The sequence below is a fragment of the Williamsia sp. CHRR-6 genome (assembly GCF_018474015.1).
GTDB lineage: Bacteria > Actinomycetota > Actinomycetes > Mycobacteriales > Mycobacteriaceae > Williamsia_A.
In genome coordinates, this window is record NZ_JAHCSG010000004.1 from 495,021 (window position 1) to 505,964 (window position 10,944).

Genomic DNA, 10,944 nt, shown 5'->3' on the forward strand with positions numbered 1-10,944 from the left:
CGCTGGGCCTGATGGTCGCCGGCGCCGCAGTGTCGCCGGCGCCGGCGTCGGCGCATGCCACGCTGTCGTCGTCGAACCCCGCAGACGGGTCGCGCGTGGAGACCGCACCCACCGAGGTGCGGCTGGTGTTCGACGAGGCTGTGCGCGTGGGAGGTGGTGCCACCGCGGTCATCTCGTCGACCGGCGGTCGTGCGGACGCCGGGCCGGCGCGACAGATTGACGGCACCACCCTGGTCATCCCGCTGCGCGCGGGACTGCCGCGTGCGGCATACACCGCCACCTGGCGGGTGGTCTCGGCCGACTCCCACGTGGTCACCGGGTCCATCTCGTTCGGCGTCGGGCAGGACGCGGTGGGCGCCCCGGGCGGTGCACCGGCGGACAAGGCGTCCTCGCTCACCCTCGCCGACGATGTGGCGCAGGGGGTGTTGTACGCCGGAGTGGTCGGCGGCGTGGGGGTCCCGTTGGTCGCAGTCGCGTTGTGGGGCTGGGCGTTGCGTCGGCGTGTGGTCCGAGCGACCGTGATCGTCGGCGGCCTGGCGATGCTGGCCGCCACCGTCGTCCAGTTCCTGATGGCCGGACCGCGCACCCTCAACGTCGGTTGGGACCAGGTGCTTACCCGCGACTCGCTGCGGGCCGGGTGGGAGGGTGACGGCGGCCAACTCGCCTGGAGATTGGTGTTCATGGTGGCGGCCACAGTCGGCGCCACGCTGATCCTGCGGGTGGGCGGGCAACCACGGTGGCCGACGGTGCTCACCGGGGCGGCGGGGCTGGCGGCTGCGGGGGTGATCGCACACGATGGCCACGCTGGCGTGGGCTCGGACGCGTGGCTCGCCACCACCGTTGCTGCGGTGCATATCTCGGCGATGACGTTGTGGCTCGGGGGTCTGGCGTTGCTCATCGCCGTGGTCCTGCGCACCGAACACACCGACGGCCTGCGACGCTGGTCGTTGCTCGGATTCGGGTGTGTGGCCGTGTTGATCCTCACCGGCGAGTACCAGTCGTTTCGACAGATCACTCCCGTCGAAGGGCTCTGGGACACCCGCTACGGAGTGACCCTGCTGATCAAACTGCTGCTGGTGGCCACGATGCTGGCGCTCGCGGTGGCCGGTCGTCGGGGCTGGCGGCGCCGTGCCGCGCCGACGTTGGATTCGGGGCGGTTGCGACGCACCGTCCCGATCGAGGCGGCGCTGGGGGTGGCGGTGTTGGTCGCCACCAGCTTCCTGGTGGCCGAACCGCCGGCCCGCACCACGTTCGGGCCCCCGTTCACAACCGTTGCCGCCCTCGATGGTTCACGCTCTGTGCGCATCCAGACCGACACCACGCGGCGAGGTCCGGCGCAGGTGACCATCACCGCGCGAAACCGGGACGGCGAATCGCTGGCGGTGTCGTCCATCGCTGCCCGGCTGTCCTCGACGGACTCCGACATCGCGTCACTGCCGTTGCGGCTGCGCGAGGACCCGACGACCGGATCGTGGCGCAGCACCTACGCGGTGATCCCCGAACCCGGTCGCTGGACGGTCACGGTCACGGTGAACTTCACCGAGGCCGACGCCGTGGTCACCTCGGCCGCGTTCCGGGTGTGGTGATCAGTCCGCGCAATCCTGGGGTGCCAGTGTCACTCTCGGGCGGCCGGTCAGCGGGTTCTCATCGACGAGTCCGCGCACCCCGAACACCGACTGCAACACGTGGGCGGTAAGGACCTCGCGCGGTGTGCCGTGGGTGACGATGCCCCCGTCGGCCACCACCACCAGCTGATCGCAGTAGGCGGCCGCGAGATCGAGGTCGTGCAGGGCAGCCAACACGCCCAGACCCAACTCACGCACCAGCCGCAGGATCCGCAGGGCCGCACCCACGTCGAGGTGGTTGGTGGGTTCGTCGAGAACGATGAACGGTGCTCTCTGCGCTATGGCGCGCGCGATCAGCACCCGTTGCCGTTCACCCCCAGACAGATTGCCCAACAGTCGATCGCGAGCCCACGACATGTCGACCCGGGCCAGCGCGTCGTCCACGGCCTGCTCATCCGGTGCGCTGGCGCGCTGTAGGAACGTGCGACCCGCCAGCGCGCCGGTCAGCACAGTCTCGGCCACCGTGAGATCGTCTGCAGCATCTTGCATCTGGGTGACGATGGAGCGGACGGTGGCCGCGCGCCGCAGTGGCATCGACAGCAGATTGTCGTCGTCGACGGTGATCGCGCCAGATGCCGGCTTCAGCGACCGGAACACCGTTCGTAGCAGCGTTGACTTTCCGCTGCCGTTCGGGCCGATGATCCCCACCATCGCGCCGTGCGCCACCGCAAGCGAGACCTGCGTCAGCACCCGCTGCCCGGCCAGGTCGACGGTGACCTCGGTCAGACGGAGTCCATCCGATTCGTTCACGTCGTGGTGTCCCGCCGACGCATGAGGAACAGGAAGAACGGCGCCCCGATGGCCGCGGTGAGAATCCCGATGGGTAACTCGTTGGGGGAGTCCAGGGTTCGCGAGGCCACATCGACCAAGACGAGAAACACTGCGCCGATCACCATCGACACCCCGACCACCCGGCGATGATCGCCACCGACGAGAAGTCGGGTGACATGCGGGATGATCAGGCCGACAAAGCCCACTCCGCCCGCCACCGAGACCACCGTCGCGGTGAGCAGTGAACCGACCACCAACAGCTCGATCCGGAACGCGAACACGTTGATACCCAGACCGAATGCTGCATCGTCACCGGCTGCCATCGCGTTGAGAGCGCGGGAACGCAACACCAGCCAGGCCGCCAACAGTCCGACAACGATCGATGCCAGCTGCAGCTGCGACCAGGTGCTGCCGGCGAGACTGCCCAACAGCCAGAACATGATTCCCTGCAACTGGCCGGGTTTGGTCGACAGCTGCACATATGACGTGATCGCGTTGGCGAGATACGCCACGGCCACGCCCGACAGGATGAGCCGCGTACTGGTGATCCGGCCGAAGCGTTGGGCCAGCGCGAACACTGCCCCGGTGGTGATCAGCGCGGTGACGAAACCGGCTGAGGTGGCGCCTAATCCGGCTGCAGCGGCTGAGCCGAACGCGAACACCAGCACTGCACCGACCGATGCCCCTGACGCCACGCCCAGCACGAACGGGTCGGCGAGAGGGTTGCGCACCAGCGCCTGGAACACCACCCCGGCCACGCTGAGGGCCGCGCCCACCAGCGCCGCCAACAACACTCGGGGAAACCTGATGTCCCAGAGAATCTGGTCGGCCAGCGCATCAGAAGCGCTGTGGCCCTGCAGATGTGCCCACGCCACCGAGGCCACCGATGACAGCGGCAGGTGCACCGATCCGATCGAGGAGGCCAGCGCCATCACCATGATCAGCAGTGGCAACCCCACCGCAAGCGGCCCGCGGACGCCACGGCGTGCGCGGGCCACCGGTGTGGCAGACGTGGTGCTCAGAGGCCTGCGTCCGGGTGCACGGCCTGAGCGATCTTGCGGACCGCGATGTTGTTCAACGGTCCGAAATAGACGCTGTCGGAGACGATCACATACTTCTTGTTCTTCGACGCCGACCACTGCGGATACTTGTCGAACAGGGCCTGGGCCAGCGACGGCCCGTCCTCGTCGGGGGTGAACAGTCCGATGGCCAAGACGTCGACATTCGCCGCAGCCAGCTTCTCGGCGTTGAGGGTGCTGGTCAGATCATCTCCGGCGTTGGGGAAGGAGTTTCGCGCCCCGGCCGCATTGAGGATGTCGTCGTAGACACCGCCGCTGAACACGGCGGGAAGTCCACTGGAGTTCATCATCGACATGCCCGGATAGGCGATCAACACCGACTTCTTCGGCAGGCCGGCCACTTTCGCCTCGACGGCCGCGATGTCGGCCGACTTGGCGCGGATCACCTCGGCGGCTTTGGCCTGCACATCGAAGATGCGTCCGAGATCGATCATGAACCGATACGAGGAGTCGATGGACCGCTGGGCGTAGGTCTTCTTCTCGGCTGGGCTGGCGTCGCTCTTGCCGAACGCACAGTTGTCAGGGTTGACGTAGGAGGGAATGCCCGCGGTGGTCAACTGATCCCGCGTGGCGAACCCACTCTTGGCTTCGAAGCCGCCCGACCAGGTCGACACCACCAGATCGGGTTTGGCCGCCAACAATTGCTCGGCAGGCACGTCGAAGTTCTTGTTGCTGGTGAGCCCACCGGTGGGCAGGGCCTTGATCTTGGCCACCATGCCCGGGTCGTCGGAGACGCCGTAGCTCTGCGCGTTGCCATAGATCGACTTCTCCAGGCCGAGTTCGATGAACGTCTCCACTTCGCCCACCGACGTGCCGTTGAGGATGACCACCCGCGACGGAGCCTTGGAGAAGGTGAGTTTCTGTCCGCAGTTGTCGATCGTCAGCGGATATGACGTCTTCTCGGGAGTCGGTACCGCGAACGCGGTCGAACTCGGCGCACCCGACGAGGACGTGGTCGAAGCGTTGTCATCAGAACAGCCGGCCGTCAGCAGGGCGAGTACCGCGAGGGCGACCACGCAGTGCCGTCCCATGACGTGGGCCATCAGACGGCCGTCTCGGTCGGGGTGTCGGAGGACTGGTGTCGCAACCGCGACACCAACCCCACCGCGAGGTCGATTGCCACGAACGCCGCGAGCGACCAGCCGAACAGCGGTACGTACCAACCGATCCCGATGATCGCGACGACAACCAGCACTGCCTCGACGGGTTTGAGTTCGAACAGTGCGCCCCGGCGCGGGGCTCGGGGCAGGCGTCGGCTGCGGGTCGGTCGGCGCCGCCACCACATCCGGTAGCCGAGCACGATCGAGGTGATCAATCCGATCATCAACAGCGCCAACACGATCTGGTTGGCCAGGCCGAAGAGGATGCCCATGTGGGTGTCGATGGTCCAGTTGGTCATCTTCGCCATCAGCGGCCACGACGAGAAGTTCACCCGGTCGGTCACATTGCCGTTCGTCGGGTCGACGGTGATGGAGTCGTAGCGCGTGGGCATGCGTCGCTTGTTCTCGTCCACCTGCCAGCCCTGTCCGGCGCTCGACGGTGGCGACAGATACATCGGACTTTTCAGTCCGGCCTCCCGCGCGCTCTGCAGCACCCGGTCCACGCCGGCCAACGACTCGGCCTGACTCAGCGACTTTGCCTCGGAATGGTCTGCGCCGTGGTGATGTTCGTCGGCTGCACCACCGCCCGCGGTGAGGCTGGTATCGACCGACGGCGTGGTCCAACTCAACGACGTCCGCAACTGCGCGATGGACTCACCGGCATACCGCGACCAGGTCAGGCCAGTGACCGAGAGGCCGAGCAGGCCCACGATGATCCAGACGCCGATGGCGCCATGCCAGCTCATCATCCGTCGCCGACCACTGGTGTTGTTGTCGGGCAATGCGATTCGACGTGCCTCACGCCGGCGGACCCGGTAGCCCACCCACAGGGCCAGCCCACCCAGCGAGACGATCCACATCCAGCTGGCGGCCAGCTCGCTGTAGTTGCGGCCGAACGCCCCCAGGTGCAGGTTGCGGTGGAACTCGTCGAACCAGGCCCGGATGGGCAGCCATTGGCCGTAGGTGGTCAACGCGCCGCGCACCGTGCCCGAGTAGGGATCGACGAAGACAGTGCGGCTGTAGTCGGTGGGCACGTCGGGCGCGGCCATCACCACCTGCGTGGTCTCGTCGGCGGCCGACGGCGGGCGGATGGCGGTCACGCGCCCCTCGGGGTGGGCGGCGATCGCAGCGTTGATCTGCTGACTCATCGGCAGGCGGTCGCCCGTCACCTGGGCCACCTTCAACTCGTCGCGGTAGACGATCGGATCGAGCTGCGGGGTCAGCGTGTACAGCAGCCCCGTGACCGCCGCGATGAGCAGAAACGGCCCGGCGAACATGCCGGCGTAGAAGTGCAGCCGCATGAGGAACGGTCGCCAGCGACGCCACGCGCCGGTCTCGTCGGTGGTCGGTGCGGTGGGGGTCGCCTCCAGCGGGGTGCCGGAATCGGCAACATCGGCCGGCGTGCCGGGATCGGCGGTCTGGCTCATCGGTGACTGCTCCTATGCGTCAGGTGTGATCGCAGCAGTAGTCGGTTGGGTCAGCGGTTCGGTTCCCGTCCAGGTGCGCTGGTGACCGTGCTGGATCGCGTCGCAGTGGTGGGAGATGATGGCTACGTGAACTGTGACGTCGCTCGCGAGGCGCTCTCGGCTCGCCTCGACGGTGAGCGCGAATCGGTGCCCGCTGCTCGCGTCGACCAGCACGTCAACAGCTGCCGACAGTGTCAGGCTTGGTTGGCGTTGGTCGACGCGCAGGCGCATCAGATGGGTGAGCTGCGAGCGCCTCGAGACCGGTCGAAGGCGATCCTGGACTCGGTGCCCAGTGCGGCAGGCCCTGCCGCGTGGGTTCGTGCGCACGGAATGACCGTCGCCCTGGTCGCGCTCGGCGTGGTCCAGGTCGTGCTGGCGCTGGCTCAGCTGGCCGGGGTCCATTTCGGTATGACCGATGGCGGGCACTCGCCGACGTCGGGCGATCACCTGATGAACGAGTCGACGGCGTGGTCGATCGCGTTGGGTGCCACCACGATCGCTGCTGCATACCGGCGCGCGCTGCTGCCGGGTCTGGCGGTGGTGCTCGGGGTGTTCGTCGTGCTGCTGTTCGGGTTCGTGGTGCACGACGCCCTCACCTCCGACGTCACCTGGACCCGCGGGGTGTCCCATCTGCCCGTCCTGGCGGCGTTTGTCTGCGTGGTGGCCGCCGTGCGTACCCGGCGTCGTCGACCGGATCCGGCGACCAACGTCACCTCGGTCGATGCGACGCCGAGTCGTACCCTCGGACTATGACCACCACCTCCACCGACCCCACCCCGGCGGCCCCGTCACCCGAGGTCGCAGGCCCAGTGGTGCGGCGCGGCCCGCAGTCGGTGCTGTGGGGTGTCGTGGCCGCCGGGGTGGTCGTCCTGTTCGTCTACGCCCAGGTCAGCGGCGCCACCCGCTTCACCGAGACCGGCGACCAATACCCCGGGCTGTTCACCGCCGCCGCCACTCCCATCCTCTTCTTTCTCGGACTGCTGGCCGCGGCCATCACCTTCGGTGGGCTGGTGTTCGTGATGATCGCCTCGCGCCCCGACACCGACGGCGCCATCGGACACGAGACGTATCGGGCGCATCGCCTGCTGGAACGCACCACGCTGGGGTGGTTGGCCGTCTCGGTGGTGATGGTGGTGCTCACCGCCGCCGACCGGTCGGGCATCGAGGTGGGCCGCGTGCTGCGCAACCAGGGACTCACCGACCTGATCGACGCTTCCGAGCAGGCCAAGGCGTGGATCGTCAGCGCCGCCTGCGCACTGGTGGTGGCGGTGATCGTACGGGTGTCGTTGCGCTGGACCACCCACGTGTTGTTGATCGTCCCGGCCGGTATCGGGACGGTCGCCCTCGGTGTGGCCGGCAGCGCCGGGCAGGGACCGGGCCACGACTACACCACCGGCACCGCGTTGGTGGTGTTCGCCGCCGCCGGTGTCCTGGTCGGGATGTCGACGTGTGCCGCCATCACGGTGCCCACCGACACCCCGGAGTCCGACGTCGCTCAGGTAGCCCGGCGACTCGCCCCGCTGGGGACCCTGCTCGCCGCCACGGTCGTCGTCTACCTGTCGGTGCAGACCGCCATCCTGGTGCCCGCCGGGCAACTCGTCGACAGCGCCTTCGGCAGGTTCGCGTTGATCGCCATCGTCGCCGCGGTGGCCGCACTCGCCGTCAACGGGCTGGCGTGGCGGGCCGCACATGCCGGCACCCTCGACCGTCTCGGTGTAATCCGATCGTCGACGGTGAGCGCCGTGGCGGCCATCGGGCTGATCGCGATGCTGGCGGTGATGGAGACCCGCACCGCGCCGGGTCTGTTGTTCCACGACTTCACCGCCTTCGACGTGTTCCTCGGTTACAACCTGCCTGAACCGCCCAGTGCCACGACCATCCTCACGGTGTGGCGGTTTGACGTGGTGCTCGGCGTCGGGGCGATCGCCGCCGCGGTGGCCTACATCTGGGCGGTGCGCCGCATCCGCAGTCGCGGCATCGAGTGGTCGCGATGGCGGATGCTGTCCTGGGTCCTGGGCTGCCTGTCGCTGATGTTCGTCACCAGTTCCGGTGTGCGGGCCTATGGCTCGGCCATGTTCAGCATGCACATGGTCGAGCACATGGCACTGAACATGTTCGTCCCCGTGCTGCTGGTGCTGGGCGCCCCGATGACGCTGGCCCTGCGCGTGCTGCCGACAGCCGAGCGAGGAGCGCTGCCCGGGCCGCGGGAATGGATTGTGTGGCTTGTCCATTCACGGGTGACCACGTTCCTCAGCCACCCGGTGACGGCACTGATCATGTTCGTGGCGTCGCTCTACATCGTCTACTTCACCCCGCTGTTCGGCATCCTGGCGCGCTACCACTGGGGCCACGAGCTGATGAGCGTGCATTTCCTCATCACCGGATACCTCTTCTACTGGGCCATCATCGGCATCGATCCCGGCCCGCGGCGGCTACCGTTTCTCGCCCGGTTGGGATTGCTGTTCGCGGTCATGCCGTTTCACGCGTTCTTCGGTATTGCGACCATGACGATGAACACCGTCATCGGTCAGCAGTTCTACCGGTTCGTCAACCTCTCGTGGCTGGACAGCCTGTCGCACGATCAGTTCGTGGGCGGTGCCATCGCCTGGGGTGCCAGCGAGGTGCCGGTGGTGATCGTGGTCATCGCCCTGGTCAGTCAGTGGGCGGCCTCAGACCGCCGCGCCGGGGCGCGTGCCGACCGGCAGGCAGATGCCTACCCCGACGACGAGTTGGCCGCCTACAACGCGATGCTGGCCGAGCTCGGTCGCGGCCGACGCTGATCCGTCACGACAGTTCTTCGGGGCCGGCCAGTTGCTCGGCCAGCCGCCCGAGTTGACGGAAGTCTGCGCTGCTCATCCGGTCGACCACCAGTGCACGCACCAGCTCCACATGCCGGGGTGCGCTGTCGACGATCTTGGCGTAGCCGGCGTCGGTGAGGTGGGCGGCAGTGCGTCGCCCCGGCCCGGGAAGTCTTGTGCGGGTAAGGAATCCGCGCTTCTCCAGTCGTGCGATCACGTGCGACAGGCGCGACAGCGAGGAATGTGTTGCGGCGGCGATGACGCTGAGCTGTTCGCTGCGATCGGGGCGCTCGGACAACACGGCCAGCAACGAGTACTCGAAGAAGGTCAACTCCACCGCTGCGGTCATCTCCGCGTCCAGGGTGCCGGGCAACTGAATGAGCACCTTGGCGAACGCGATCCAAGCGGTCTGCTCGGCTTCGGACAACCACGGCGTCTCGTCGGTCATGGCGACGACGCTACCAGTAGTTGACACATCAACAACCAAGGTCTAGCTTTTGTTGAAGCATCAACTACACCCGTTGTCGGGACTTGAGAGGAATCGACCATGAACATTGCACTGTGGATCATCGCCGGACTGCTGGCCGTCGGCTTCGCCGGCGCTGGCGTGATGAAGCTGACCAAGTCACCGGCTGAGCTGGCCGAGTCCGGGATGGGGTGGGCGGCCGACGTCTCCCCTGCTGCGGTCAAGGCGATCGGAGCCGCTGAGTTGCTCGGCGCGATCGGACTGGTCCTGCCTGCGGCGGTGAACGTGCTGCCGGTGCTCGTCCCGATCGCGGCCACCGGCTTGGTGATCGTGATGGGCGGCGCCGTGGTGACGCACGTACGCCGCAAGGAGATCCCCGGCGCTGTGCCGGCTCTGGTGCTGTTGGGGTTGTCGGCGTTCGTGGCGGTGGCTCGCTTCGGTCCGTACGCCTTCTGAGCCCGCGGGGTGGCGGCCGCAGCTCGAGCGGGCGTTACCGCGCCGTTATCTGCCGTGACCGTTCCGTGACCTTGCTGACGCGCGTCTGCGGTTCGGTGTCAGGAGTGTGGAGGCGTAAGCCGCACCAAGAAGGGAAGAGTTTCATGTCCTCCAACACTTTTCGTCGTATCGGTGGCATCGCCGCGCTGACCCTGGCCGCTGGTGGCGGTGCTGCCCTGGCCGCCGCGCCCGCTTCCGCGGCACCCACCGCGCCCAACCCGGCCGTCTGCCCGGCCCTGGCCACCCAGAAGGTCGACCTGGTGAACTGCTCGGCTGACTCGTCGCCGACCGGTACCTCTGCGGGCATCGGGACCAACGGGGGATCGGGCAAGGCGAGCGCCGGTACCAACGGTCTGGCGTTGGGCATCGGACTCAACGGGGGTAAGGCCACCTCGACGGCCAAGGGCTACTCGGCTCCGGCTGCTATTGCGGTGGGCCCGGGTGCCACGGTGACTCTGCAGGGCATCAAGCCGGGTCTGGCCATCGGTATCGCCGGTGCTGGGGCCACGGTCACCATCGACGGGAAGAACGCTGCCACCTGCTCGGGTGGTCCGTCGTTCGCCGGTGACTTCCAGACGTTCACCGGCTGCATCAACCTGGGCAACGGGACCATCCTGCTCGGTCGCCGCTGACCTGTCTCGCGCCTGACCCCCACGGCGGTTCCTCCTTTCGGAGGGACCGCCGTGATGCGTCTTGGCACCGAATCAGCGTCTGAAAAAGTGTGTTGAGTCGACGACGAATCCGGGATCTGTGCGGACGTCATGTGTCTTGATCGCGCCGGCCCCAACGATCTCACGAAGTATCAGCCGCATCGCCCCTTCCGCTGGCGATGTTCCTGGTGGTGCGTGCTCTTCGAGTATTCGGTGGGGTTGGTGGAGGTGGTTGGTGCGGAGTGGGTTGGTGGTGCCGTTGGCGGTCCAGCCGTAGCGGCCGCGGTCGGGTCCGCTGGTGATTTTGACGGTCTGCCAGCCGCCGGGGTTGTTGTGGACGGCGCGGTTGTGGGGTCCGCAGGCCGGCGCGAGGTGGGTGGAGTTGGTGAGTCCGCCTGCGGCCCAGTCGGTTTCGGCGTGGTGGGCTTCGGTGTGGGTGAAGGGTGCGGGGCAGGCCGGCGTCGAGCAGCCGCCGTACATTGTGAACAGCAGGA

10 protein-coding genes and 1 pseudogene are annotated in these 10,944 nt (G+C 67.6%); 5 read left to right on the forward strand and 6 right to left on the reverse strand.

All coding sequences use genetic code 11. The features are described 5' to 3' along the window. Positions 1–11: 11 nt before the first annotated feature. A complete protein-coding gene (locus KIK15_RS13810) occupies positions 12–1,586 on the forward strand; it encodes a copper resistance CopC/CopD family protein (RefSeq protein WP_214245262.1) in 1,575 nt (524 codons plus the stop codon). Here KIK15_RS13810 and KIK15_RS13815 read toward each other — a convergent pair whose 3' ends face one another. Genes KIK15_RS13815 through KIK15_RS13830 form a run of 4 tightly spaced genes read right to left on the reverse strand, consistent with a single transcriptional unit; the run spans position 1,587 to position 6,002 of the window. Then, on the reverse strand, positions 1,587–2,375 hold the full coding sequence (locus tag KIK15_RS13815; protein WP_214245263.1) for an ABC transporter ATP-binding protein: 789 nt from the start codon (positions 2,373–2,375) through the stop codon (positions 1,587–1,589). It lies immediately after the preceding gene. After that, on the reverse strand, positions 2,372–3,394 hold the full coding sequence (locus tag KIK15_RS13820; protein ID WP_307851891.1) for an iron ABC transporter permease: 1,023 nt from the start codon (positions 3,392–3,394) through the stop codon (positions 2,372–2,374). The genes KIK15_RS13815 and KIK15_RS13820 overlap by 4 nt, the downstream gene beginning before the upstream one ends. Positions 3,395–3,414: 20 nt before the next feature. Further along, a complete protein-coding gene (locus KIK15_RS13825) occupies positions 3,415–4,518 on the reverse strand; it encodes an ABC transporter substrate-binding protein (RefSeq protein WP_214245264.1) in 1,104 nt (367 codons plus the stop codon). Further along, entirely contained in the window at positions 4,518–6,002 is a 1,485-nt protein-coding gene (locus KIK15_RS13830) for a PepSY domain-containing protein (RefSeq protein WP_214245265.1), read from the reverse strand. Before KIK15_RS13830 ends, KIK15_RS13825 begins: the two co-directional genes overlap by 1 nt. Before the next feature lie 81 nt (positions 6,003–6,083). Between KIK15_RS13830 and KIK15_RS13835 the strand changes: the two genes are divergently transcribed. Further along, the gene (locus tag KIK15_RS13835; RefSeq protein ID WP_214245266.1) at positions 6,084–6,794 is read left to right on the forward strand and encodes a zf-HC2 domain-containing protein; all 711 of its coding nucleotides are present in this window, start codon (positions 6,084–6,086) and stop codon (positions 6,792–6,794) included. Continuing rightward, the gene (locus tag KIK15_RS13840; RefSeq protein WP_214245267.1) at positions 6,791–8,821 is read left to right on the forward strand and encodes a cytochrome c oxidase assembly protein; all 2,031 of its coding nucleotides are present in this window, start codon (positions 6,791–6,793) and stop codon (positions 8,819–8,821) included. The genes KIK15_RS13835 and KIK15_RS13840 overlap by 4 nt, the downstream gene beginning before the upstream one ends. A 4-nt stretch (positions 8,822–8,825) precedes the next feature. Here KIK15_RS13840 and KIK15_RS13845 read toward each other — a convergent pair whose 3' ends face one another. Further along, on the reverse strand, positions 8,826–9,287 hold the full coding sequence (locus KIK15_RS13845) for a MarR family winged helix-turn-helix transcriptional regulator (RefSeq protein ID WP_214245268.1): 462 nt from the start codon (positions 9,285–9,287) through the stop codon (positions 8,826–8,828). A gap of 99 nt (positions 9,288–9,386) precedes the next feature. Here KIK15_RS13845 and KIK15_RS13850 point away from each other — a divergent pair, with 99 nt between their 5' ends. Both KIK15_RS13850 and KIK15_RS13855 read left to right on the forward strand, forming a co-directional pair. Then, positions 9,387–9,761: a DoxX family protein gene (locus KIK15_RS13850; RefSeq protein ID WP_214245269.1), complete on the forward strand. Its 375-nt coding sequence runs from the start codon at positions 9,387–9,389 to the stop codon at positions 9,759–9,761. Positions 9,762–9,904: 143 nt separating this feature from the next. Continuing rightward, on the forward strand, positions 9,905–10,432 hold the full coding sequence (locus tag KIK15_RS13855; RefSeq protein WP_214245270.1) for a DUF6764 family protein: 528 nt from the start codon (positions 9,905–9,907) through the stop codon (positions 10,430–10,432). Positions 10,433–10,504: 72 nt separating this feature from the next. Here the strand turns inward: KIK15_RS13855 and KIK15_RS13860 are convergent. Then, positions 10,505–10,944: pseudogene (locus KIK15_RS13860) on the reverse strand (hypothetical protein); the annotation flags it as partial.

Excerpts from the sequence above, each read along its gene's own strand:
- KIK15_RS13810 (WP_214245262.1), top strand. The coding sequence starts at position 12 with ATGGTCGCCGGCGCCGCAGTGTCGCCGGCGCCGGCGTCGGCGCATGCC.
- KIK15_RS13825 (WP_214245264.1), bottom strand. The coding sequence starts at position 4,518 with ATGGCCCACGTCATGGGACGGCACTGCGTGGTCGCCCTCGCGGTACTC.
- KIK15_RS13830 (WP_214245265.1), bottom strand. The coding sequence starts at position 6,002 with ATGAGCCAGACCGCCGATCCCGGCACGCCGGCCGATGTTGCCGATTCC.
- KIK15_RS13840 (WP_214245267.1), top strand. The coding sequence starts at position 6,791 with ATGACCACCACCTCCACCGACCCCACCCCGGCGGCCCCGTCACCCGAG.
- KIK15_RS13845 (WP_214245268.1), bottom strand. The coding sequence starts at position 9,287 with ATGACCGACGAGACGCCGTGGTTGTCCGAAGCCGAGCAGACCGCTTGG.
- KIK15_RS13850 (WP_214245269.1), top strand. The coding sequence starts at position 9,387 with ATGAACATTGCACTGTGGATCATCGCCGGACTGCTGGCCGTCGGCTTC.
- KIK15_RS13855 (WP_214245270.1), top strand. The coding sequence starts at position 9,905 with ATGTCCTCCAACACTTTTCGTCGTATCGGTGGCATCGCCGCGCTGACC.